The sequence below is a fragment of the Allobosea sp. RAF48 genome (assembly GCF_052114025.1).
In the GTDB taxonomy this organism is placed as follows: domain Bacteria; phylum Pseudomonadota; class Alphaproteobacteria; order Rhizobiales; family Beijerinckiaceae; genus Allobosea.
Window position 1 is genome coordinate 96224 of sequence record NZ_JBFRDZ010000006.1, and the last position, 23694, is coordinate 119917.

The 23694-nt window shown below is 59.6% G+C and carries 20 protein-coding genes; 9 read left to right on the forward strand and 11 right to left on the reverse strand.

The window, feature by feature from the left end; all coding sequences use genetic code 11:
* Nucleotides 1-265 precede the first annotated feature (265 nt).
* Genes AB4Z10_RS13140 through AB4Z10_RS13155 form a run of 4 tightly spaced genes read left to right on the forward strand, consistent with a single transcriptional unit; the run spans nt 266 to nt 10486 of the window.
* Nucleotides 266-2260 carry a hypothetical protein gene (locus tag AB4Z10_RS13140; RefSeq protein WP_441470832.1) on the forward strand — a complete coding sequence of 665 codons (1995 nt, stop codon included), beginning with the start codon at nt 266-268 and terminating at the stop codon, nt 2258-2260.
* A complete protein-coding gene (locus AB4Z10_RS13145; RefSeq protein WP_441470833.1) occupies nt 2257-8127 on the forward strand; it encodes an NACHT domain-containing protein in 5871 nt (1956 codons plus the stop codon). The genes AB4Z10_RS13140 and AB4Z10_RS13145 overlap by 4 nt, the downstream gene beginning before the upstream one ends.
* The gene (locus tag AB4Z10_RS13150) at nt 8057-9334 is read left to right on the forward strand and encodes a DUF3644 domain-containing protein (RefSeq protein ID WP_441470834.1); all 1278 of its coding nucleotides are present in this window, start codon (nt 8057-8059) and stop codon (nt 9332-9334) included. The genes AB4Z10_RS13145 and AB4Z10_RS13150 overlap by 71 nt, the downstream gene beginning before the upstream one ends.
* Nucleotides 9335-9358: 24 nt before the next feature.
* Nucleotides 9359-10486, forward strand: coding sequence for a DUF4238 domain-containing protein (locus tag AB4Z10_RS13155; RefSeq protein ID WP_441470835.1), 1128 nt, complete (start codon nt 9359-9361; stop codon nt 10484-10486).
* A gap of 206 nt (nt 10487-10692) precedes the next feature.
* Here the strand turns inward: AB4Z10_RS13155 and AB4Z10_RS13160 are convergent, their stop codons facing one another.
* The 3 genes from AB4Z10_RS13160 to AB4Z10_RS13170 all read right to left on the reverse strand — a co-directional run bounded on the left by AB4Z10_RS13160 (nt 10693) and on the right by AB4Z10_RS13170 (nt 12406).
* Nucleotides 10693-11166, reverse strand: a complete 474-nt coding sequence (locus AB4Z10_RS13160) for a hypothetical protein (RefSeq protein ID WP_441470836.1) — start codon at nt 11164-11166, stop codon at nt 10693-10695.
* A gap of 58 nt (nt 11167-11224) precedes the next feature.
* Nucleotides 11225-11467 (reverse strand): SLATT domain-containing protein, encoded by a 243-nt coding sequence (locus AB4Z10_RS13165; protein ID WP_441470837.1) that lies wholly within the window; start codon nt 11465-11467, stop codon nt 11225-11227.
* A gap of 507 nt (nt 11468-11974) precedes the next feature.
* The gene (locus AB4Z10_RS13170) at nt 11975-12406 is read right to left on the reverse strand and encodes a hypothetical protein (RefSeq protein ID WP_441470838.1); all 432 of its coding nucleotides are present in this window, start codon (nt 12404-12406) and stop codon (nt 11975-11977) included.
* A 204-nt stretch (nt 12407-12610) separates the two neighbouring features.
* Here AB4Z10_RS13170 and AB4Z10_RS13175 point away from each other — a divergent pair, with 204 nt between their 5' ends.
* Nucleotides 12611-14059: an AAA family ATPase gene (locus tag AB4Z10_RS13175; RefSeq protein ID WP_441470839.1), complete on the forward strand. Its 1449-nt coding sequence runs from the start codon at nt 12611-12613 to the stop codon at nt 14057-14059.
* A gap of 127 nt (nt 14060-14186) precedes the next feature.
* On the opposite strand, the gene AB4Z10_RS13180 is transcribed toward AB4Z10_RS13175, so the two are convergent.
* A complete protein-coding gene (locus AB4Z10_RS13180; protein ID WP_441470840.1) occupies nt 14187-14930 on the reverse strand; it encodes a hypothetical protein in 744 nt (247 codons plus the stop codon).
* A gap of 166 nt (nt 14931-15096) precedes the next feature.
* Here AB4Z10_RS13180 and AB4Z10_RS13185 point away from each other — a divergent pair, with 166 nt between their 5' ends.
* The 4 genes from AB4Z10_RS13185 to AB4Z10_RS13200 all read left to right on the forward strand — a co-directional run bounded on the left by AB4Z10_RS13185 (nt 15097) and on the right by AB4Z10_RS13200 (nt 17542).
* On the forward strand, nt 15097-15333 hold the full coding sequence (locus AB4Z10_RS13185) for a hypothetical protein (RefSeq protein WP_441470841.1): 237 nt from the start codon (nt 15097-15099) through the stop codon (nt 15331-15333).
* A 45-nt stretch (nt 15334-15378) separates the two neighbouring features.
* Nucleotides 15379-16167 (forward strand): metallophosphoesterase, encoded by a 789-nt coding sequence (locus tag AB4Z10_RS13190; protein ID WP_441470842.1) that lies wholly within the window; start codon nt 15379-15381, stop codon nt 16165-16167.
* Between the two features lie 286 nt (nt 16168-16453).
* Nucleotides 16454-16864, forward strand: coding sequence for a Ros/MucR family transcriptional regulator (locus AB4Z10_RS13195; RefSeq protein WP_441470843.1), 411 nt, complete (start codon nt 16454-16456; stop codon nt 16862-16864).
* Nucleotides 16865-16984: 120 nt separating this feature from the next.
* Nucleotides 16985-17542, forward strand: coding sequence for a hypothetical protein (locus tag AB4Z10_RS13200; RefSeq protein ID WP_441470844.1), 558 nt, complete (start codon nt 16985-16987; stop codon nt 17540-17542).
* Here the strand turns inward: AB4Z10_RS13200 and AB4Z10_RS13205 are convergent.
* The 7 genes from AB4Z10_RS13205 to AB4Z10_RS13235 form a co-directional block, all read right to left on the reverse strand.
* Nucleotides 17519-17857, reverse strand: coding sequence for a hypothetical protein (locus AB4Z10_RS13205; protein ID WP_441470845.1), 339 nt, complete (start codon nt 17855-17857; stop codon nt 17519-17521). The two genes, AB4Z10_RS13200 and AB4Z10_RS13205, sit on opposite strands and share 24 nt — an antisense overlap.
* A 57-nt stretch (nt 17858-17914) precedes the next feature.
* Nucleotides 17915-18955 (reverse strand): DNA polymerase IV, encoded by a 1041-nt coding sequence (gene dinB, locus AB4Z10_RS13210; RefSeq protein WP_441471082.1) that lies wholly within the window; start codon nt 18953-18955, stop codon nt 17915-17917.
* Nucleotides 18956-19084: 129 nt separating this feature from the next.
* Nucleotides 19085-19756: an SOS response-associated peptidase gene (locus AB4Z10_RS13215; protein ID WP_441471083.1), complete on the reverse strand. Its 672-nt coding sequence runs from the start codon at nt 19754-19756 to the stop codon at nt 19085-19087.
* A gap of 141 nt (nt 19757-19897) precedes the next feature.
* Nucleotides 19898-20887 carry a tyrosine-type recombinase/integrase gene (locus AB4Z10_RS13220; RefSeq protein ID WP_441470846.1) on the reverse strand — a complete coding sequence of 330 codons (990 nt, stop codon included), beginning with the start codon at nt 20885-20887 and terminating at the stop codon, nt 19898-19900.
* Nucleotides 20884-21807, reverse strand: a complete 924-nt coding sequence (locus tag AB4Z10_RS13225; RefSeq protein WP_441470847.1) for a tyrosine-type recombinase/integrase — start codon at nt 21805-21807, stop codon at nt 20884-20886. The genes AB4Z10_RS13220 and AB4Z10_RS13225 overlap by 4 nt, the downstream gene beginning before the upstream one ends.
* Entirely contained in the window at nt 21804-23027 is a 1224-nt protein-coding gene (locus AB4Z10_RS13230; RefSeq protein WP_441470848.1) for a site-specific integrase, read from the reverse strand. The genes AB4Z10_RS13225 and AB4Z10_RS13230 overlap by 4 nt, the downstream gene beginning before the upstream one ends.
* Before the next feature lie 342 nt (nt 23028-23369).
* A complete protein-coding gene (locus tag AB4Z10_RS13235) occupies nt 23370-23552 on the reverse strand; it encodes a hypothetical protein (RefSeq protein WP_441470849.1) in 183 nt (60 codons plus the stop codon).
* Nucleotides 23553-23694 lie beyond the last annotated feature (142 nt).

The window sequence follows — 23694 nt, forward strand, 5'->3', positions numbered from 1 at the left end:
GCGACTATGCGCCAACAACGGACATTGGCACCTTGACCGCAAGCGGACGCGCGCTTTGCTTGGTCACGGCCGATCGCAGCTTGCGGCCACGCGATAGAGCCCCGGTGGTCGCCGCTGTGAATGGCGAGCGCTCAGTGAAAATCTTTCACCCAGTATTCCGCTGCTCAGGATGGGAAGGCCTTCCGGAGCTGACGCGCCCATGGGACAACGTTAGAGATTCAGAGCCTCGACCTCTGGGTTGTCCTCAGGGTGATAGGCGATCCCTTTGCTCGATGATGGTGACCTAACTCGGTTCCTGAGCGCCTTCGAAGCCAGGGATTTGCCCGGCGTTGACCCTAGGCCGCCCGCCGAGGTCTTGCCGAGCGAGGATGGCCTGTTTCCTGCCGAGTTCGGCCGCCTCGTAAGCTCTCTACAAATCGCCTCCGTTCTCGGGGACGTCCCTCGACTGGCGGCCGTTGCAGCGCGGCTCATACTCAACGAAATCGAAGCACAGCGATGTGCGCCGTTGTCTGATCACGATGCCTGGTCTCAGGCGATAGCCTGGGCGGTGGAGCAGCCAGCATTCAGCGATCCGGCTGCTCTAGCCTCTTCATCGTTGCGAGATCGCGAAACCATCGTTGGGGCGGCCTGCCTTCGCCTGCGAAAGCGTGGCTTCAGGATTGATGTCGGCGCGTATGGGCCACGAATTGACGGAAACGCCCGTCGAGAGATTGTCAGGAGCGTCGAAGGGTACACCGGTCTTCTGGGGGGCCTCGATACCGCCAATCAGATCCTCCGCGCCATGCGGGACGCCAATAATCTTCACGACGGAATGTGGCTGTTCGGAGAAGTCGGGCTCGGCCTTTATGCTGCCAAGCACCCGATGATCCCGGTCGGCTGGTTGATGTCGCTGGCTCTGCGAAACCTGGAGAAAAAAGGTACCGCCCGTAAGCCCGCGGTTGCCTGGGCTACGCTCATCGAGCTGGCCACGGACTTCGCCGCCGTCCACGATAGCCAGCGATACAGCTCCTTCGAGGATATGGACCTTCATCCGAGTCAGCTTCACCGCACGCTGGCTGCCTCGACGTTATGGCGGGAATTCTTCACCCTGCCGCAAATGCCCGCGCAGGCCATGCGCAAGGTGCTGGATGCCCTGGTCGGCGTGCTGACCGAGGACGACGCACTTCGCCTGGGTTTCGCGCCTTCCGCTCTCGTGAGCGAGATCACGAAGCTTTCCGAGTGGTCGGCAGAAGATCGAGCCACCACGTTTCCCCGCGCTGATGTCGAACGGGCGCTTCCCCTGCTTACTCGGCTGACCAAGGGCGCTGCTGAGCGAGTAAACAGCGGCTACAGCGATCCGCTCGCTGCCGATGGCCGCACTCAAGATAGCGTTCTGCTTTTTGCGTGCGGCCGAGACCAGGCCATGACGCTGCCCCGCTCATTTCTGGCGGAAGCGACGTGCGAGTTTGTTTTCGGCCTTCTCTGGTCAAAGCTGGGCTCCGACGCCGCCGATGTCGTCGGGCAGACGATGGAGCGGGCGATAGAGAGGGCGTGTCGTGGCAAGGCATCCACGGTGCTTAGCAGCCATACATATGAAGTCAGGGGCCAGCGCTTCGAGTGCGATGCCGCAACACGGCATGAGGACCGCATCGCGCTGATCGAAACGAAGGGGAAGATGCTGACGCGGCAATCGCGCTCCGGCGACATGTTCGCTTTCTTTCGCGATTACAACGACAGTTTCCTTCGGATGCTTTCCCAGCTCGTGCGCCACGAGATCAATCTGCGGGCTGGCGACACACCGCTGACTTCACCAGGCGAAGTGGTCGGCGACCTTAGGCCCGTGAAAGTGGCTGTATCGCCGCTGAGCTATGGACCCGTGAGCGACAAGGCGCTGTCGAGCACCGTTATTCGCTCGTTGGTTGGCGCGAAGCTGACGGTGGTGGTGCCGGATCGCGAGAATGAACGGATCATCGCCGACTTCAACAAGCGGACCGCGCAGCTCCTCGATGACATAGCGAAGGTGGCACCTAAGAGGCACGGGCTTGCTCACTTGATCCCGTACCTCATCGACGTGTTCTGGTTGGACCTCGGCCAGCTGCTGTATGTTCTCGACCGGGCCGACACCGTCTGGGATGCGTTGCGGCCGCTCAAGCACATTACCTTCGGCTCTCGTGATTTCTGGACAGAGCTGGCCCATGCCGAACGCGGTGGGCTGACCGCTGGCAAATGGCGGCCGGTTACTTTCATTTCTGGTAACGCAGCGCGGCGAGTACCGCAATGAAGGGTGGTGATTTGAGTTTCGACGATGCCGGCGCAATCGATAAAGTTCGCGCATCGAAAGCTGGCCACGCCTTTCATGAGGCCTGGGCAGCACGATCTGCGCTTGAGCTATTGCTTCCAAAGACGCGGTTGGTGTCGATTACGTTGGAGGGCTTCGACAGCATCGATGAAGCTGATCTGGGGACCGGAGCCGTGGAGATCGCCGATCTCGTGCGGTATTTTGATCATTCAGATGTTGCGCGCGCCTCACGCGTCGAAGTCGTTCAGTTCAAATACTCGATCGCCAGCGCAGCCCTCCCGGCCCGAGCGGCAGATCTTGCGCCAACGCTGATCAAGTTTGCACTAACCGATGCCGAACTTCAGGAACGCCATGGCGCCGAGCATATCGAACGGGTGGTCCGCTATGACTTCGCGACCAACCGGCCGATCCATCCCAATTTGCTCACCGCACTCGCTGGGATCATCGCCGGCGAGCAGGGAGATGGCGATGTCGCCAAGCAACAAGCCCAACTCGCCAAGGCTTTGGAAAAATACCCTCATTCGCCGGCAGACTTGCTGCGGCGCCTCGACTTGTCAGGTAGCCGCGGATCACTCAGTGAGGCTGATCGTACCGTCGGCCAAATCCTGGCTTCGTGGAGCGAGACCAGCGACCCTGAAGCCGAGCTCCGGCTCCTTAAGCTACGCAATCTCGTGCGCACTAAGGCCGGGGCGAACAATGACGGCGATAAGCGGATCAATCGCGTCGCAGTATTGGCCGAGCTCAAGGTTGCCCACGAAGACCAGCTTTACCCCACCGAAGATGCCTTCCCACCGATCGGCACGCTTATTGCGCGACCGATCGTTGATCAGGCAGCAGCAATGGTGCGCGAACACGGGCTCCCGCTGATCATTCATGGCGCGGGTGGCATGGGCAAGACGGTCCTGATGCAAAGCCTAGCTGCGACGCTGGGGCGGCGTGATCAGGTCGTGATCTTTGACGGGTTCGGCGCAGGTCGCTGGCGTGATCCCGCCGACGGTCGGCACCGTTCCGAGAGGACTTTGGTCCATCTTGCCAATCTCCTCGCTGGACATGGCTTATGTGACATCCTGTTACCGATCTCAGAGCCGGTCAGCCTGCTGCGCGCCTTCCGTCAACGGTTGACACAGGCGGTCGCGACAGTACGGCAGGCCTCGGACGAAGCCGACGTTGTGCTGATCCTCGACGCGATCGACCATGCTGCGATGGCCGCTGAAGAAACCCAATCTACTTCGTTCGCGCACGATCTGCTTCGCAGCCTTGCCGTAGAGCCGATCCCAGGCGTGGCGCTCGTCGCCTCCTGTCGGACCGAACGACGTGCGCAGGCGGTTGGTGATACCGAACATCGTGAACTCGAAATACCCACCTTTACCCGGGAGGAAGCACGAAGCTTGATCGTCGCGCGCGATCCTAAGGTGACCGCAGCGGAGATCGCTGCGCTCGAGACGAGGTCGGGGCGCAATCCCCGCTGCCTCGACACTTTGCTAGCCGACGGGCGTCCCTATGATCTGCAGCCGACTCACGAAGAATGCGCGACAACGCCGGCCGACGTGCTCGACCTTCTGCTGCGCAGGCGCATTGATGCCGCGCGGCAGGACGCACGGAAGAAGGGTGCGAGCGATGCGGACATCGACCTTCTCCTGACTGGCCTAGCGCTGTTACCACCACCTGTCCCCGTCGAGGAGCTGGCGGCCGCTTTTGGAATCGTGCTCGCCCAAGTCGAAAGCTTTGCCAGCGACCTTGCTCCCTTGATCGAGCGAACCCCGCACGGCTTGATGTTCCGCGACGAGCCGACCGAAACGCTGATCCGCAAGTTGAGCGCTCACGACCCAACGGGCCGCGAACGGATCGTAGCGGCACTGTTCGCACGGCAAGCCAACTCCAATTATGCCGCCCGCGCTCTCCCAACCCTCTTGACCGCGCTACAGGACGTCAAGCAGCTCATCACGCTCGCCTTCGATACGCGTGTACCGCCGGGCGCGTCCAAGGTCAGCCTGCGCGATATTCGTTTGGCGCGGATCACGGCCGCACTCGATCTTTGCGCCAAAATGCAGCGCCGCGACGATCTTCTTCGGCTGTTGCTCTGCGTAGCAGAAGCACGCGCGATCCTCGAAACCGCTGCCATCGCGAGACCGCATGTCTACGATTATACTAGCTATTGGTCAGATGACCGTGACGCCGATATCTCGGTCGTCCGAGCAGGAATAAATGCTGCGTTGCGCGGTAAGCCGGTGACGCTCTTCGATCTCGCGCCCCACGAATTCATCTCGCTTGTCCCGCCTAGCATTCAGCGCAGGGGTGCTGCCGCATTTGAGAAATATCTCCGCAAGCGGCTGATGGATCCGCATCAATCCCCCGGCAACCCCCTAAATCGTCGGCGCAAACCAAAGCTCGAATACAAGAAGCGCTCCGGATATCAAGAGGCACTTGAGCACCGTATCGCGCCGCTTATCTCCTATGCCCAAGTAATTGCTGAAATGATCCGTCCGCCTGTGGGCCATACGCCGCAGGCAATATTCAAGAGCGCACTCTCCCGCCTAGCGCTGGAGGTAGAGCAAGCCTCGAACTATCCATACCGCGACGGAAAATCCTATCGCGCGCGGACCGGTTTTCACGCTCTGTTTCTGGTGGCCGACGCATTGGGAACTATCGATTCGCCGGCGGCTGCACTGCTTGCGGCCTGGTTGCCAAGCGCACCAGGCATATTCATCCCGCAACTGATCGCTGTGATTGCGCGGCTCGCGCGCCATACCGATTGTCACGAAGCCGCGCTCGCGTTAGCAGCGCATGCGGAACAGCAAATCCTCCTCGATACAGATATCAGCTCGCGGGTCTCCTCCTACGGCATGCTCGCGCGAGCGGTATGGCGCGTCTCACCCGAAGATTCCGCAGTCTACTTCAGGCGCACGCTCGATCTGGCGGACGCTATTGGATCCGACGACTTCGATCGCACGAACCATCTCCTCGATCTCGCCAGCCATTATAGCGGACCCGAACTCGGCGCCGCTGCCGGCCACACGCTCGCTCGGATCCTCGAACTCAACCAGAATGAGGATTCGAAGTTTCCCTGGATCGACTATGCTGCGACAATGGTGCCGGCTGCCGGCCTCGCCACCTTGGCGATGGCGGCGCGGCTCGACGACCGCGACAAAGCAAGGCTCGGCCTGTCGTTGGGGCCAGCTCTGACGGTCCTCTTGCGCCGAGGCAAACTCAGTGGTGATCTTGCGGCCTGCCTCTTTGGCTTGGCCGCACCGATTGAAACTTGGACCTGGCAGACCGCGGACTTCGTCAAAGAAGTGGTCTCAAGGCTTCCAGCAGAGCATGAAGAATGGCTTTTTGGGATAATTTTGGTCGAGATCGATCGCAACGACCAACTGTCGCCACCGCGAAGCTTTATCGCACAGCTTCTGATCCTTGCTGAGGAGCGCTTACCAGCCACATCCGAGGCACGCAGTCGGATCGCAGCGCTAGCGAGACGCCGGGGTGCTGAAGAAGCCCCTTCGCACCGCGAGGCTGTCTCGCGGACCGCCGTTACCTTCGAGATAGATCTCGCCGACCCCGAGGCAATCGACCGGGCGATTCTGCAGGAGGTGATCGATCAATCAGGCCGACGTTGGCCACAGCGCACAATCGTCGACCTAGCGCAGGGCGCGGATACGCCCGCCAAGCGCCTTGCGTTCGTCCGCGCGGTGGTCGGGGCCAATACCGCTCGCTTGACCGATAAGTTATGGGCGCTCGACGATTTCCTCCCTGGCTGGAGCGCTCTTTCGCCCTCCATGACCGAGGCGCTTCCGAGTCTTGCGATAGACCTTGCGCGTAAACATGCCACAGAACTGGTCAGCTCAGCGAGCGAACGCTGGTCGGCCTGGCGAGGCCTTCTCAACGACTTCCATGGCGATCGCCCAAGCTTGGTAGAGGCAGTCGTGGTTACACTCGGTGGCACAGCGTCCGAGATCGGTGGAGATGCCTGGCTACTGCTTGCCGCAAAACTGGCCCCAGATGTCGGCTCCATAGCGCTTGCGGCCGGGCTGGAGCGCTTTCTTGCGCTCACCGGCGCCACCTTGCCTAGGGAAGTTGGCGACGGTCCGTGGCATGCTCAATTCTTCGTTGACGATGATCAGGCTTCTGCGGCTGCCGGGCTGATCTGGGCACGACTTGGTAATCGGACGGCTGCGATGCGCTGGCGGGCCGCCCATGCCGTACTTCGCCTCGCAGCAGTTGGTCGGTTCGACGTCATCGATCGGTTGATCGCGCTTTATGACAGGACGTCCGTCCTTCCGTTCGGCGATGCTAAGCTTCCTGCTTATCCGATGCATGCGCAGCTCTGGCTACTGATCGCGCTGGCCCGAATCGCGGTCGACCGGCCAGACCAGTTAGCGCGGCATCGCGCCCTGTTCGAGAAGGTTGCCCTTGCCGACGATTTTCCTCATCCCGTCATGCGGGCTTTCGCGATCGATTCTTTGCAGGCGATCGCCGTGGTGCTGGAGCCAGAGGATCGCGACTCGATGATCCGGCGATTATCCGGCGTCAATCAGTCGCCGTTCCCACACGCACCAGGCTCGGGAAGGAGCGAAGGCCGCTATGTGCCACGCCCTGCTTCGGCGCCGCGCCCGGACAATGCGTTCCACCTCGATTATGAATTCAACAAATATCAGACCGAGCGCCTTTGCCATGTGTTTGGGTGCGCTGGCTGGGAGGTCGAGGATCGTATCACGCGTTGGGTTCGACGCTGGGATACGGAAGTTGGTGGGATGTTCGACTGCCCGCGCGGCAGCAACACTGATGACGATGGCTGGTCATCGGGATCGGTTCCCGATGTCGATCGCTATGGCGGATATCTCGGCTGGCACGCGTTGATGCTAAGCGCGGGTGAGATGCTGCAGTCGCGAATTGTGACAGGCCGAGACTGGAGTGGCGACGCATGGGCGCATTTTCTGGCAGAGTATCGTCTCTCGCGTCCGGATGGCCGCTGGCTCGCTGAAGCCACCGACCTTTTTCCGCTTGATCTGCCGACTGGCAAAGACCTACCGATGCCCGAGGTTGAGGCATCCGAACAGGAAGACCATGCGTTGCTCCAGCCAATGCTCGGCATCGTCGACGGCGAGTTGGTAGGCTCATGGCTGCCGGTCAGCGGCCGCTGGTCGTTGCCAAACGATACCACAGTCTCGCTCGCTACCGTTGTCGCATCCCCAAGCGATGCACCCGCAGTACTTATGACCCTCTTGACTGACGAGAGGTTCTTCCGCTGGCTGCCTGACGACACGGATGAGATAGCGCGGCATTTCGGGAGTGAGGGGCACACGGTCCGCGAATGGATCGCCACAGTGCAAAATTCGGAACGGCATTTCGACCGGCACGATCCCTATGCCGCGAGAACGTCAATGCAGCGGACGACGCCAAGCGAATGGATTTGTGAACAACTCAGCCTAACCGCCGATGATCCCATTGTCCGTAGCTGGTCGAATGCCGGCGGCGCGGCCTTCCGAGCGGAAGCTTGGGGTGCTGCCGGAGGGTATGGCGAAACCAGTTGGGATGACAGTGGCGAGCGGATTAGGATCGAACGATCTCGCTTGCTTAAACTGCTCGCCGAGAAGAAGTTAGTACTCGTCGGCTCACTCAAGTTGCAGCGCTATCATAAAGAAAAGTCGTCCGCACGAGCTCGGCTAGGCGATACCAGCAACTTCACCCATCGCTCCCTCGTGTTCTCGATCGACGCCGCCGGTCACGTCAAAGCGCCGCGTCGTGCGACGCAAGTTTCTCGGAATGCCGTTGCGGCCCTTGATGATCGCACCGGAAGGGATTTCCGAGAGCGTTTCCTCGCAATCCGCCCAGCTTTGCGACATCGATCCTAGTAAAATCCGTGTCGAGGGGAGCATGGCAAGAAGACCGGGCAACACGCTTGAGAAATGGGAAGTCGCGCTGGTAAAAACGATGCTGGCGCGCAAATTCGTGCCTCAGGATATCCAAGCTTATTTCTCCCGGCCGACTCGCTCGATCAATCACGCACGTATCTCGGAAATCCGTGACGGCGCCAAACACAAGGCTATCAAAGCTGCGCTCGACGATGATTTGGACGCCTTTCTCGATTCCTGGCCGAACGTTGATCCTAATACCGGCTTGCATCTCCAGGGTGACGAACTTCTGATTAAAGCCCGGGAGGCAATGATCGCCGCGGTGCATACCTTCAACAGTGCAGGGCTTTATTTTCGTGCCGAGCTATTCATCATTACCGCCATCATCGCATGGACCTATCTCATGCACGCTTATTACAAGCGTGAGGGCGTGGATTATCGCCACAAGCGTGCTGGCATCGTCGAACGCACGCCCAGCGGGGCGGACAAATACTGGGAGCTAAGCCAGTGCGTAACAACTGGTGCGTGTCCGCTTGAAGCGGGCGTCGTCAACAATCTCAAATTCCTGATCGAGATTCGCAATGAGATAGAGCATCGTTCTACCAGTCGGATCGATGATGCACTAGGCGCAAAACTCCAAGCCTGCTGCATCAACTTCAACGATGCGATAAAACAGTTGTTCGGGCGACAATTCGCGCTGGAGAAGCGCCTGCCGATTGCGCTGCAATTTGTGACGTTCGACGGTGTGCAGCGCAAATCGCTGCTCGGTGCGGACCTTCCGGCCAACATCTCGACGGCCATAGACGATTTTCACAATGCCCTCACGGTCGATGAGCAGAAGGACCCGAAGTTCCGTTTCCGGATCGCCTTTGTCCCGAAGCTTTCTGGCAAGGCCTCCAAGTCAGATCTGGCGGTGGAGTTTGTCAAAGCGGGTTCGCCCGAGGCTGAAGCTGTCGAACGCGTGCTCATCAAGGAAACTGAGCGTCCGAAGTTCCTACCGTCGCAGATCGTCACGAAAGTACGAGAAGCCGGCTTTGGAGCTTTCAACATGTACGATCATTCCAAGCTATCGGCGCAACTTGACGCACGCAATCCCGGTAAGGGGTATGGCGTCCAGGTCGCCAATTCCTGGTACTGGTACGAGGGCTGGCTCGAAAAGGTTCTGGAGAAGATAGCCGAAGGCTGGGTGAGGCCTGCCAAAGCATAGCGAGAGGGAGCGTGACGAAGATTGATGACGCGATCGGCCGCCTACTATGGCAATTGGGGCATTGTTCCCATTGATGACGACGTCCGACCATTTAGCATTTTCAATCCGATTCGAGGCGACAGCGGACGGACGAACCGCAGACATCACTTCATATCGGTCACCTATATGGATGGCTTCGCTGACGAGCGCGGTCGCGTTCAAGTCTATCGATCGGAGACACCCGAGACGCCCCTCTCGATGCAGCCGTCGGCGATAGGGTACGAGAACTATTACTACTCTCAAAAGCTGCCCGACGGCGGACAAGAGAACCACCGATTTGAGGATCTGTGGAATCCCATTGAGACGGTCTGGCCAGAAACCGTCCGCGCTTTGAAGGCGCGTCGCCTCTCGCCGGCCATCTCGTTCAATGTTCAGGGCATGAAAACGATCATGCGCGCCCGCGTTCCCGCCACGCACGATCGAATTGCGCTCATGCTGGAAGCCAAGCTACGCAGTCAGTATAAGACGCTCGACGCGATGGGAGCATTGCCGCGGGAACTCGAACGCTACGCCGGACAGTTCGACACCGTGCCGGTGGGCATCAACCCGCATGAGACCCTTTTGGCGATGCAGGATGAGTTCAAAGCCTTCGGCGACCTATGCTTTCGGCTCGGGTTCGAGGTCCTGCACAACAAGACCGACACGCCATTTCTTACTTCCGATAATCCGGTTTGTACCTACGACCCGCAGCGGTTGCTGCTTGCGCGCACGCCTTATGATCATTCTGGCGAGATTGAGTTGATTTTCCCCGTGACGGCCTGGATGCTGATACGTGGTTCAAACAAGCGCGGGCCGGGCAATGTCATCTCGCGCCATCGAAACGTCACCGACAAGCGAATGGTCCGCCGCTTTAACCGGACGATCGCTCAGTTCGCATACCGGATGACAATTGGCCAGGATCGATCCAGCGACGACATCGTGCGTGCCCACGCGGCGCTCGTGCCAACCATCTCGACCGAGGTACGTCGCCTAGACAATGAAATTCAGATCCTCTGGCGACACGTTTTCGGCCGTCGTCCGACGCTTTCCCAGTACATCGACACACCTGAGAAGGCAGCGCGTCTTGAGGAAAGGATGGCCGCAAAAGCAGCGGAGCAGGACGACAGAAGTTAGATCACCTGCCATTAGCGCACTGTGCGGCCAACGCCGATCGCTACGCTGGATCTTGAGAGCAGCGATCGCTCTGGTGATAGCGAACTGCCTGAAACCGGACGTTGCCAGTGTCCGCAATGGGCCGGTTCCGGCTGAGCGACTGTCGGCCACCTTGGAGAGGCCGAAGTAGGCATTTCGGCCAACGGAGCCCGTATATCGACGTGAAGTCACGAACTATCGCCCTCGCGTTCGTACTGGGCTAGCTCGGCGTTAGGCTCTTCGAAGAGTTCATCCGACATGCTCTCGAGCGTCCCAACGTTCAGTGCATTGTCATGAAGCTGTAGTCGTTCGTCGTCTCGAAGCCCGCCATTCTTGTCGACGCTGAGGAGCGCGCCAGATGGTTGCTTGGTAACATTCCAATGAGGAGCAGCCTCAATGCCCGCGGCCAGCCTCCACGCATGCTTCAGCCTCTCGGCAACTCTGCCTTGACGTTTGCGGCGCTTACGCATGGCGGTCATCGATGCGGTGACCATTTCCCGCGTCGGCGCTGCTGGAACGAGCCGCCACTGGGCGGCATCAAGGTCCTCGAGTAGGAAGCGTGCCAACCGAGCGGTGTCTTCATCGGAAATCTTATGATTGAGCTGCTGAAGGTTGTCGCGGAGGCGGTTTTTCACCATTGCGAGGATGGTGTTGTTCGTCATCGCCCGGCCCTTCATGTCCCTTTGCCGCTCTTGTTTCAGAGTGGCTGACATGCACGAGTCAGTGATGAAGCTTCTCGTCTGGCTTGAGGAACGTCATCAGCGCCGTGAGCACGGTGACGCCAGACGACATCAATCCTGCGGAGACAGCGTAATCCTGGAAGAAGGCGCCCCCCGCTAGCGCGCTCAGCCCTACGGAGGGAATGCCGAAGATATAGTTCCACCTCGTCCAGCGGGTCGCGGCGTTGAAATGAGCCTTGCCGGAGTGGGTGCAATCCTCCTCCATCCGCAGCAGCTCGGCCACGACCTTATCAGATATTGCAACAGACACGGGCACGCTCGCGAGCTTCCTTTAGATATTCGTCGCGAGGCTAGGATGAAACCGGAAGGAGCAATACTCGGCGAGAGCGACATCTGGTAGTTGTCCACCTCAAACTGGGCCGAGGAACTCGGATCCCTAAAGAACACTTGGGATTAATCGCGGAGTTGCCGCTGGTGGAGGAGCTCGCGACGCGATCTAATGGTGTTGCCTGGGAGATTCGCGAATGGCCGGCCATCATCCTGGCGCTGCGTGGCGGCGCGTCGACCTGCAATGCCGTACGCCACGGGACGTGGCTCGGGATTTCCCTGCCAAGTCGGTTGGTGAGCGATCCCAATGACCACGGTCACCAGACATGCTCTGAGAGTATACGCCGCCCTTTCGGGGTTGAAGGTGAACCAGGACGGCGACGTGCTCGACGCCCTCATCCCGTTCCTCGAACCGGTCCTGGCCGCGATGAACGGCACCATCTTCGACGGCGGCCTTCTCTCGCTAGGCGTCCAGAAGATCTATGGGTGGAGGTTCAACAAGGATGTCGCCGAGAGCTTTACAGGCCGCCTGCTTGCGAAAGGTTATCTGAAGCGACAGGCTGGCGCCGTCTTCACGGTCTCGTTCCAGCCCGCGGCTGACGATGACGAGAACCAGATCGAGATTGTTCAGGTCCTGGATCGGATTGTGGACGATTTCGAAAAGTTCCCACCGAAGGTCACTGACCTGTTCCAGTTCTCCCTGGATCGCGAGAGCTTGAAGGACATTCTGATACGCTTCCTGGTTTCCTTCGACGCGTTCACGGAGGAGGCGTTCGCCCTGCATGTCGAGCGCATCCGATTGGGGATGGCGAACCAGGCTGTCCTCGATCGGCTTGAGGAGGGCGGACGGACGCTGAGCCGCGAGGAGCAGTACCTGTGCGCCCGCTTTGTTCACGACTTGGTCAAGAACAAGAGCGAATTCGTTCCTCACCTCGCCAGGTTGGCCTCGATCGGATTGCTCACCGAGGTCGTCGAGGATTTCGTCAAGCCGACCGGGGAGACCAAGAAGTCCGACCTCACGCTGATCCTCGATACCCCGGTTGCGCTCGATCTTTTGGGATTGTCGGGGAAGGAGGCCTGCGAGGACATCGCCAACGTCGTGACCTCGCTGCGCGGCATCGGTTGCAACGTCATCGTCCTTCCGGTCAGCGTGGAGGAGATGTCGAGAAACCTGCAGAGCATGCTCTCCCAGCCGCTCTCCGCCCGCCATGGGCCGACGCACTCGGCCCTGATGAAAAACGAGATCAACGAGGATTTCGTTAGGTCGGTGATCCGGGATCCCGAGCGCGCTCTCCAGCAGGTCGGTGTTACGGTGCGTCCGATCGACCTGACCACGACGCCCTCCCAGACGAAGTTCTTCGACAAGGCGACCTATGACGACTTTTTCGCCGGTATCCGCTGGAAGGTCGATTCCGTCGACGCCCGGGAGCACGATGCAACCTGCGCAGCGCTCACCATGCGGCTGAGGGCGGGGCACAAGAGCGCCGACCCGTTGACCTCCAGGTTCGTCTTCGTCACCACGAACCCGATCTTCGTGGACTACGCCCGCGACTTCTGCCGCAAGAACCGGATGATCAACGATCGGCAAACACCGCCCGTCATCATCAAGCGCGAGCTCGCGATGACGGCCTGGCTTCGGACCGGCCTCGTCAGGGACGATGCTAAGGCCAAGCAGGTCGACATTCCGCGCGGGCATCTCATCGCCTCCTGCGAACGCGTCCTCAGGCCGCGTAAGGAAGTGCTGAAGGCCGTCCACGACAAGCTGAAGGAGTTTGACCCCGAACGCGCCCAGCAGTTCGAGCTGCTGCTCTCCGACCAGCGCAGTGTCGAACGGCTGATGGACGAGACGCTCGGCCTCGAACGCCTAGCGACCACCGCCAATCCCCAGATGCTCCTGGAAGAGATGCGCAACGCGACCGCCAACGAGGTCCGCAGCGAATATGAGAGGAAGGCCCGGGTGGCCGCGCAGCGTCACGGGCAGGAAAAGCGGGAGCTCAAAGAGGCCCGTGAGGCAGATGTCGCCGAGGCGAAACGAGCTTTGGGGCAACGAGACGCTGAGCTGGAAGCGTTGCGCGCGGAGCGCAAGCGACTCCACGGGATCGCCTTGGCGGCCAGACAGGGCGAGATCGACAGAGTTGACACATTGATCTCGGGATCGAACAGGTTCATCGGTCGCCTCGAAACAGGACTGACTTGGTCGACGGTTGTCATCCTTTCGGCCGGAGCTGCTGGATCGGTGGTCGGACTGCCTCAGTCCGCTGCAGTCGCGACCGCCGGCATCTTGGGTCTCACCGGCCTTTACCATACGGTCCGCGAGTTGCAGCAGAAGCCGAAGATCGGGTTCCAAAACCTGCTGGACGGTGTGGCCCGTTTCCGGCTGCGACGGGGTCTGAAGACGCTCGGCCTCGATCGCGCCAAGTTCGAAGACGCGGTCGAGCTCCGGTACGGCAGGATTTCCTGGGTTACGGAAAAACGGGCCGGCCTGCTGCCGACGAATGATCGCAAGTTGGTCGCGGCGGCCCCACCGCGCGATCTGGAAGAGGCGTAGGGGCTCAAACGGGCATTCGCCATTCCGGCGCATCGTGCGCTGGGGGAGTGGAGGGTATCGACCGTGCCGACGCGTGAGCAGGTGTTTTTCGTCGCGGACAGAATAACCCATAGCTCTACGTACAGCGCTACGCGGAATCGTAGCCATCGGGGGCTGGGTCGTGCAGGTCCATGTCCATCGACGGCAGAACGTCGAGGAAGTGGACGTGCATCGCCTGTAGGCGCGCCATGACGGCGCCGAGCAGCGATTTGTTGAGAATCTTGGCCTGCTGGACGCGCTGGTAGTCCAGCATGATCCCCTCGTTGAACCTTGGCGGGAACAGGGTTGTGAAAGGCTCGCCAGCGCCGTCGCGGCCCTTCATCACCACGGGGGCTCTGTACGCGACCTGGCTGGCGTCGCTGTGAGCGAAGATGGTGTTCCGCTTGCTGATGAGGTCGTCGTGCAAGGCGCGGGTGAATGGCGAGAGCTTGATCCCTAGGGCGCCGTAGGAGAGGGAGGGAATGTCTCCCCTCGATTCCGAGAAGGGTCGGCAATAGGAGACGATCAAGGTCGTTTCGTAGCAGAGGAACTTCCTCACGGCCGCGAGGGGATATCGTCCATCGTGGTCCACCTCCTCCTCGATGAAGGCGATCGCGCTTCCGGCGTGCGACAGGTCCCTGACGCTCAGCACCAGGCGCTTGAATAGGCCCCGGTCCTTCAGCAGATTTTCGGGCATCCGATCCAATCGAGGTTGGTCGAATGCACGGACACCCCCGCTTCCTGAGCGGTCGTCGATGCGTTCGTAGTAGAACCACTCGTCGGGAAAGCCGTACTGCTGCTTGAGGAGTGCCTCATAGGCTTGCGTCGCCTCATTCCCATCCGACATTTGCATCACACCTCGGGAAAATGGTCGATCCGATCGTAGCGGAGCGCTCGGCAAGAGCGAAGCGAGCTCCCATCCTCGGGACCATCGTCATCGGATTGCGGTGCTCAGCGACGGGTGGATCGGCCGACGCCGAGAGGCGCCGCTGCCTCTTGTCACCATTGCTAGGATGGTGTTGTTCGTCATCACTCAGTCCTTCATGTCCCTTTGTCGTCAACTCGGCCTGCAGCCCGGTCAAGTATTGTTCGTCGGGGATGCCATGCAGGCGGATGTCATCGGGCCAAGCACAATCGGCGCATTCTCCATGCCCATTTCTGAGTTCGAGCGGTCATTTGCAAGCGGCTCGTCGTTCTATGCGCCTCATCCCGTGACCCAACTTTTTCAGCGGCTCTCCGCGGCGAAAGCCGCCTGACGGGACAGCCGCTTCTATCCCGACGCTCAACCGATCGGAGGCAAAATGCGCCTGCTTGTCATTAGCGATATTCATCTCGAATTTGGCCGGTTCGAATTTCCAGACCCCATGCCGGACTTTGATGTCGCAATTTTCGCCGGCGATATTGGACAGCCCATTTCTGCGGCCGTTCGGTGGCTGGCAGAGCAGCGAGCAGGGCCCCTTCGTGGCGCACGCGCGCTCTATGTCCCTGGCAATCACGAGTACTACCAGTCCGAGATGAAGCGCAGTTTGGTCGAGGGCAGGGCGGTCGCCGCGGAGTTCGGGATTGATCTTCTCTCGCGCAACGCTGTCGCCATCGGCGGGGTGCGATTTATTGGATGCGTTCTATGGACTGATTATCGGGTCCACGGCACCCCGAAGCCATCGATGGTCTATGCTGGGCAGACCCTCAATGATCATCGGCTGATCCGGTACCAGGAGGCTGACGGTCATTTTAGCCGATTCATGCCGTGGCATGCAGCGGCTGAGCACAGGCTAGATTTGGCCTTTCTCAAGCAGGAATTGGCTATCAAGTTCGCTGGGCCAACGGTGGTGATCACGCATCACGCGCCTCACCCTAAATCAATTCAATTGCGACATGCCGGAAGCCCGCTGACCCCGGCTTTTGTCTCTGATCTTGGCAATTTGATTGAGGATTTCCACCCCGAGGCCTGGATTCACGGTCATGACCACGGATCGCACGACTACATGGTCGGACGGACCCGAATTTTTGCCAATCAAGCGGGCTATCCAAATCTGCATGGTGACCGTGAGAACCGTACCTTCGATCCGCGGTGCGTGATCGAAGTTTAAGTTCACGACAGGAACGCTAAAGCACTTGAAAATGGCTGCGGCATTCCGGGCGGGTGTCGCTTCGCCGACGTGGCCAAATTGGCACTCGTCCCAAGACGACCGTGCTCACTCTCAAGAAACCAGTTTGATAAAATTATAGTCAACGACCTTCGTGTTGCAGAAGTCTGTGCCGTGAATATATCGCAATTTCAGCGCTGAGAATAATTTGACTTGAAATGCTCGCAAGCGTAGCGGATAGGCCTCGAATTGAAGCGGATGCTGCGACTCGCAGCGATAGGAGCTCTTTGTGTCTGAAGTAAACGCCGAAATCATTGATCTGGTTGCCCACATCGTATCAGCTTACGTGTCGAACAACAGCGTTCCGGCTGCGGACCTTCCCGCTCTGATCGCCACCACGCATTCCGCGATCGTGGGCTTGAGCAATGAACCGGTTGCGCCCGCGCCTGCTGAGAAGCAAGCTCCGGCAGTGTCAGTCAAGAAGTCGATCACGGCTGATTTCCTGATCTGCCTGGAGGACGGAAAGAAGTTCAAATCGCTCAAGCGCCACCTTCGGACCGCCTACGACATGACGCCGGAGGAGTACCGTGCGAAATGGGGTCTGCCGAACGACTATCCGATGGTCGCGCCGGCGTACGCGGAAGCCCGTTCGAAACTGGCGAAGTCGATGGGCCTTGGTCAGCAGCGTCGGAAGCGCTGACCGGGTCATCCTCCAAGCAATGCACAAGTGGCCCGGTCGCATTTTTAACGGCCGGGCTCAACTTCTTCCCTTCGCGCCTCTGGAATTTCCAAACTGAGCGTTGGTAACTCGGAGCCGCCTATGACGGACGAGAGCAGCCTGGAATCCCTGCGCAATTCCCGCCGTCACGCCTGGAGCAAGCTTAATAATCAGCAGGTCGGAGCGTACGCGGAATACTACTTCAAGATGGAATTCACGATGGCCGGATTCCAGGTGTATTCCACCGAGGTGGATGATCGCGGCATCGACTTCGTTGCGCGCCATGAGATGGGACCGTTTCGCGAGATACAGGTTAAATCGGTCCGTCTCGATCCGCAGAAGCCGACCTCATATGTTTTCATGCAGAAAACCAAATTCGCCCTCCGCGCTGAATTGCTGCTCGCCCTGGCATTATTCTACGAAGGTCGGGAACCTGAATTGTTCCTGGTGCCATCAGAACGATGGCTTAGCCCCGATAAGGTCTTTTCCGACCGACCTTATGGCGGCGCTCTAAAGAGCAAGCCTGAGTGGGGCCTTTCGATCACTCGCAAAACTTTGCCCATCCTCAGCGAGTTTGCGTTCGATCGCACGATAGGCGCGCTGACATCGGGCGCCAGCGAGGCGACTCCTGCCAGCTCAGAGGTCGCTGCAGGAGAATAGGCCTCCGGCCGGACGGGCCTTAAAAGGCAATCCGATCCGATATCCGATGAATGCCATCACGGCGATGGTTCCGACCGCCCAATAGAGCGGCTGCCCCGGGAGCGCTATTCCGTAGAAATCGACGTAGCTCCCGATCGTCTTCCCCTCGCGGATCACGATGGGAACTTGCTCCGGTGGTGGGAAGCCTCCGACTATAGGTGAGCCGTCGAGCGTCGGCACGATATTCAGGCCTGGCAGCCCGATCAGCATAAATCCGAGAAGCGCTCCAAATCCGGCGAAAAGGACTGGCAGCACCCAATTTCTGATGAAGCGCATGCATCCCCCAGAATCATGCGGACCGTCGTTGTATCCTATCGATGACGAGCCTCCTCGCTAGAATTCTAGCTGAAGCTGGTTGCCGCCGTCATGGTGCTCATCGTCAAAGGACGACACCGTCACGCCCAGCAGGCGGACGCTACGCCGGAAGGGAAAGGCTTGGCTCAACAGGAGATCAGAGGCGGCATTTAGGTCGCCCAAGTTTGCGATCGGGACATCGGCGGTCCGGCTACGCGTGATCTGCTCGAAATCTGAGAATTTGATTTTGACGGTGACAGTGCGGCCGCGAACGGATTTGCCCTCGCAATGCCGCCAGACCTTCTCGGCCAATTCGAAGAGCTTCGCGCGCGCAGGCTCGAGCTCGACGACATCGACCGCGAACGTGTCTTCGGCACCGATCGATTTTCGTGGCCGGTCCGGCTGAACGGCACGCTCATCGATGCCGCGGGCAATTAGATAGTACCAGGCTCCTGATTTCCCGAAATGCTCCTGCAGGAAGGGCAGGGGCCTCGCTCTGAGGTCGGCGCCTGTGAGAACTCCGAGCCTTTCCATTTTCGCCGCGGTCGCTGGCCCCACGCCGTGGAATTTCTTCACTGGCAGCGCCTCGACAAAGGCCGGGCCCATACGAGGCGTGATGACGGCCTGACCATTCGGCTTGTTGAGGTCGCTCGCCATCTTCGCCAGGAACTTGCAATAGGAAATGCCGGCCGACGCGTTGAGCCCGGTCACCTCCTTTATCCGCGCCCGGATGATGGTCGCAATTTCGGTCGCTACGGGGATGCCGTGCTTATTCTCGGTTACATCGAGGTAGGCTTCGTCCAGCGACAGCGGCTCGATTAGGTCGGTGTGCTCGGCGAAAATCTCTCGAATCTGGGCCGATATGGCGCGATAGACGTCGAACCGCGGCGGCACGAAAATCAGCTCAGGACATTTCCGTTTGGCCGTGACGGACGGCATCGCCGATCGAACGCCGAAGGCACGAGCTTCGTAACTCGCGGCTGCGACCACGCCGCGGGCGGCTGACCCGCCGACGGCGAGCGGCTTACCTCGGAGCTCCGGATTGTCCCGCTGCTCGACGGAGGCATAGAACGCATCCATGTCGACGTGGATGACCTTCCTGTGAGCTGTCGCGACCTCGCGCAACGTCTCATCGTCATCAACCGGCAGATTGGATTGCAGCGCCCTCGTCATCGTTCTCGGCCTGGCAGTCCGCGTCGCGGCGCCCGCTCACAGCAACTTATCTTCGTCGTCCTTGGGCTTTGCCGGTGGTTCGACGATCACCATCATATTGCCCGGGAGAGGCCGCTGCAGGTGGCTCACATCATCCCACTCGCCGGTTAGCCAGAGATCGACTTCCTCCGGCGTGGTGAGGATAACCGGCATCGCTTTCCAATGGATCGGCTTGACGATCTCGTTGGGCGACGTCGTTAGGAAACCGAACAGCTCGAACTCCCGTTCCCCATCGCGAACCTTCTTGACGCCTCTCCAGGGTGTCCAACATCCAGCGAAGAACATGAGCGGCCGATCGGGATTCTGCGCGAACCAGGAATTCGGAACGCGCTCGCCCGGAAGCTGGGCTTTGGGATTCGGCTCGGCGAAGGACGTGAAAGGAACCACGCATCGGCTCGTCGGGCCAAGCCATCGGCGCCACCAGGACGATTTCGTCTCGCGGATGTTGGTGACGCCAGGATCGTAATTTTTACTTTTGAGGTAGTCGGGCGGTGTCGGCATGCCCCATGTCGCACGCACGATCTCACGGTGGCCGTCTGCGCCGACGCGCACGATAGGCGCAGTCGTGCTCGGATACACGTCGAGCGACGCCTCGTTCCAGCCAGCTTTGTCGCTGAAGGCCTTTGTGAACTGCATCACCGCTTCACGAGTCGTGGTGACGTTGTACAGGTTATGCCGATGTCGGCATAGCCTATATTATGCCGATCTCCTGATTATGCCGAGGCCGCCTGCACGCAGGCGGCAGAGCGCGGCGTCAGGCGCAAAAGCATCGGCATAATTTCTGGCGCTGGGATCGTGACGCGCCTTTTACTACAGCGCCTCCAAGAAGCTCAGCAGCTTGTCATCTGGCTTGAAGCGGCGAGCAGCAGACGACGCTGGTGCGGTCCTTGCCAGCGCGCGCTCCTTTATCTCCATGTCAGCGTGAAGATAGATGTCGGTTGTGCTGACCTGCTCGTGACCGAGCCAGAGTGCGATGACAGACTGCTCGATGCCCGCCCTCATCAGCCGCATGGCAGCGCTGTGCCGCAGGACGTGCATCGTGACATTCTTTTGCCTCAACGGCGGAAGGGCCTGCCCGGCGATATCGACATACTGGGCCAATCGGTGTTCGATCGCATCCCGGCTCAATGGATTTCCGGCTCTTGAGATGAATAGCGGTTCGATTTCAGCACCACCTCGCTCCTTCAGCCAGTTCTTCAGCAGTGCCGCCATCTGCGCGGTTAGGGGTGTGATCCGCATCTTTCGGCCTTTGCCCCTGCAGCTCACATGCGCCCCGACGCCGAGATGAACGTCTCGAATCTGCAAACCGGCGATTTCGGACACCCGCATCCCGGACTGTGCGGCGAGTGTCAGCAGAACCCGATCACGGCGTCCCGTCCAGCTATGTTGGTCGGGGGCATCTAAGAGCGCCGACAACTCGCTTTCGTCGAGAAAGGTTATGAGCTTTCGTTCGAACCGCTTCGGAGGTATCGCAAGCAAGCGTTCGATCGTTGCCGAGTGCTCGGGATGCCGAAGCGCAGCGAAGCGAAACAGGGATCTTACCGCGACCAACCTCGCATTTCGGGTTCGGGGTCCGTTTTTCCTGTCCTTCTCCAAATGATCCAAGAACGAGCTAACCAGAGATGCGTCCAGATCGTCGATGTCGAGTCGCGATGGGGCAATTGCCTTGCGCTTCGAGGCATAGACCACGAGCATTTTCAAAGTGTCTCGATAGGCGGCGATGGTATGTTCGCTGGCTTGACGTTGCCGGATCAGCCGTTCGGTGAAAAATGCCTGGAGGGTTGGAGCGAGCATGGTCATGCTGCACCTCCAAGGTCACGCTCCAGTCGGACGTTGGCTAGCGCCAGAAGTTCCGGCGCCGCGGACAGATACCAGTACGTCGAAGCCGGATCGACATGGCCCAAATAGGTCGATAGCAGCGCAATTCGATTACCGGGCTCATTGCCATCTCGATAACCGTCGAGGATCGTTGCCACCGCAAAAGTGTGGCGCAGGTCGTGGATCCGGGGGCGACACGATGTCGTTCGAGACTTTAGGCCCGACGCTGCGGTCAGCCGCCGGAAAGTCTGCTGCACGCAGTTGTAGCTGAGTCTGGTCCCAATCGTCGACAGGAACAGAGCACGCGTACCTTTGCGCCGAATTGGCTGATGGGGGCGCTCAAGATAAGCGGAAACGGCGGTGGTGGTCGTCGGATGCAACGGCACTTCGCGTGTTTTGCCGAACTTCGTATTTGCGATCGTGAGGATGCCGTTGCCGGAATCAAAGTCCTCGAGGTTCAATCTGATCGCTTCGCCGATGCGCATTCCGGTGACGGAGAGAAGACCGATCAACATCCGAAGCGTCGTGCCGCGATCAGGACACCGGTACGACCTTGTCGCGTTGATCAGCGCGCTCAGATCAGCCGGGGAATAAAGGAATGGGGTCGCGCGCCCCTTCTTCTGAACAAGGATATGGGTCGGAGGCACTTCCGTCGCAGGATCAGTGCTTCGCATATAGCTTGCGAAGCGACGAACCACCGAGAGGCGGGCATAAGACCACGTCTGCCCCGACCGCGGGAGGGTCGCCCAGGCGACGGCTGCCTCTGTTGTGATGCGATTGTCGCCTTGTTGCTCGACAAAGCTGACGAACTGTTCAAGCAACTTTTCAGCCCTCATGAGCTTGAAGCCGAGTGCCCGGCGGATCGCGAAATAGTCGATTGCGGCTTGCCGGAGAATGCTCATGCGAGTTCCTCCGGCCATGGGCGAGCAATCGACCGTAGCGCTTCGCGATCGGCTTTCGCATAGATGGCTGTGGTGATCATCTGGCGGTGGCGGAGCACTTGCCCGACTTCCGCCAACGAAGCACCGCCGCGAAGCATGCTGGTCGCAGCGGTGTGGCGCAGCCGGTGGGCGTGGATACGTCCGAGTCCGCAGCTCTCGGCAGCATGAGCAACGAGTTGCGTGACCGCGCCTGAAGTCAATGGGCCATGCGGCGCTTGGACCCGAACGAATACATTCCGTCCTATCGCGTTTCGAGGACGCCAACGGGTAATATAGTCGGCAAGTGGGCTGCCGACGTCGGGCGGCAGTGGTAACGCCTCGGTTCGGTTTCCTTTCGCGTGAGCGACCACTATTTCTCCGGCGCGCCAGTTTATGTCGCCCAACTGAAGGTTCGCGACCTCACCGGCTCTGAGGCCGAGCCGAGAGAGCATGGTCAGAATAGCAAAGCGGCGTGATCCGATCAGGGTGTTTCGATCGCACGAGGCAAGAAGCCGTTGGAGGACATCCGGTTCGATTGCCTTCGGCATCGCGGTCAGGCGACGCCCAGAGACCGATGGCACGGCGCTGCACATCGGCCGGTCGATGTATCCCGCGAGGTGAAGGAACCTCAGAAACGACCGCAACGCAGTGACGAAGAGTGCAGCCCCGGCCTTCGTCAATTTCGGGCAAACGTCGACAACGTACCTGATCACGTCAGCTTCCGTCAGGGCCTTGACCCCCAAGGTTCGATCACTGGAGACTGACAAATGAGCTTTGACGAACGGGCGGATTCGGGCGGCGTATTGCCGGGTCACCGCAACCGTGACGTTCCGCTCCATCGCGAGATATTGCTGGAATAGATCGACAACTCGATCCCGCCCGGATGGATTTTCAATTTCTTCTTGCAGAGCAGCGTCGTTATTTCCCAGATAATCCACAATCGGCTTTATCGCTCTCCTACAGATTGCAACTTTCTCTCCGGCCTTTCTGCGGTCATCCAAGAATGAGTCGATGGCGCGGAGAGAGAGGTGTTCAACTTGCAGATTGTGGCTACCAAGCCATTGATCAAAAGCTCTGAACAACCGCCTGAGGACGAGTGTTCGAGTACGTCCATATCCAAATTGAGCAAGCTGTTCGGTGAAGCCGGATTCATATCGCGCCAGCACGCTTAACGGCTGAGGCGTCGATGAGAGTGTAAGCATTCTATCCTCCATGTGCCGAGACCCAAGGACAGTGAGCGACTGAAATTGATTGCGAGCCACCCTATCGCGCGTTTCGCGCGCGGTTCATCGCCGAACACGCCTAAGACGGGCTCGCCGCTGCCAAAGCGGACGGCTATTCTCCCGACCGCGCGAGGCCATCATCCAGAGGTGGCGCCATCATTTTGTGGGCATGTTGTGTGGCGACAGCCTGGTCAACCGTCTTGCACGCGCCGATTCATCTATTCGCCTCAACCCGGCTGCGGTCCGATTTTCGGACCGCACGACAGTTCAGAACCCAACTCTGCACCCTAGTTGGCAATCTCCGACACCATTTTTGCCCACTCAGAGCGCCGTCGTTCGGCCATCGTGCTTCACGATGTCCGCCCCCTGTGCGCCATCGACGGGCGCGCCGTCCCGCGTCAGATCGCGCCGGCTCGCCGCAACCTGCGTCTGCGCCCCATGAAGATCGTCAGGACGGGCGAACTCAACCAGGATGTCGTCGACATCCTTGCGGGGGCGGATCATATCGTCGTGAGGAATATCAAGTAGTTATTGCTAATCCCCGCGCGAGACATGCAATTCTTTCCAACTTCAGCGTGCCGATTCTCGGAACATGAAGCGTGCCGCTTACGAAGGCAATTCATTCCGACGCAGACTAGCGTCTGGA

Coding starts and splice junctions, on each gene's coding strand:
- AB4Z10_RS13145 (WP_441470833.1), top strand. CDS start 2,257: ATGAAGGGTGGTGATTTGAGTTTCGACGATGCCGGCGCAATCGATAAA.
- AB4Z10_RS13150 (WP_441470834.1), top strand. CDS start 8,057: ATGATCGCACCGGAAGGGATTTCCGAGAGCGTTTCCTCGCAATCCGCC.
- AB4Z10_RS13155 (WP_441470835.1), top strand. CDS start 9,359: ATGACGCGATCGGCCGCCTACTATGGCAATTGGGGCATTGTTCCCATT.
- AB4Z10_RS13160 (WP_441470836.1), bottom strand. CDS start 11,166: ATGACGAACAACACCATCCTCGCAATGGTGAAAAACCGCCTCCGCGAC.
- AB4Z10_RS13180 (WP_441470840.1), bottom strand. CDS start 14,930: ATGCAAATGTCGGATGGGAATGAGGCGACGCAAGCCTATGAGGCACTC.
- AB4Z10_RS13190 (WP_441470842.1), top strand. CDS start 15,379: ATGCGCCTGCTTGTCATTAGCGATATTCATCTCGAATTTGGCCGGTTC.
- AB4Z10_RS13200 (WP_441470844.1), top strand. CDS start 16,985: ATGACGGACGAGAGCAGCCTGGAATCCCTGCGCAATTCCCGCCGTCAC.
- AB4Z10_RS13205 (WP_441470845.1), bottom strand. CDS start 17,857: ATGCGCTTCATCAGAAATTGGGTGCTGCCAGTCCTTTTCGCCGGATTT.
- dinB (WP_441471082.1), bottom strand. CDS start 18,955: ATGGATGCGTTCTATGCCTCCGTCGAGCAGCGGGACAATCCGGAGCTC.
- AB4Z10_RS13220 (WP_441470846.1), bottom strand. CDS start 20,887: ATGACCATGCTCGCTCCAACCCTCCAGGCATTTTTCACCGAACGGCTG.
- AB4Z10_RS13225 (WP_441470847.1), bottom strand. CDS start 21,807: ATGAGCATTCTCCGGCAAGCCGCAATCGACTATTTCGCGATCCGCCGG.
- AB4Z10_RS13230 (WP_441470848.1), bottom strand. CDS start 23,027: ATGCTTACACTCTCATCGACGCCTCAGCCGTTAAGCGTGCTGGCGCGA.
- AB4Z10_RS13235 (WP_441470849.1), bottom strand. CDS start 23,552: ATGATCCGCCCCCGCAAGGATGTCGACGACATCCTGGTTGAGTTCGCC.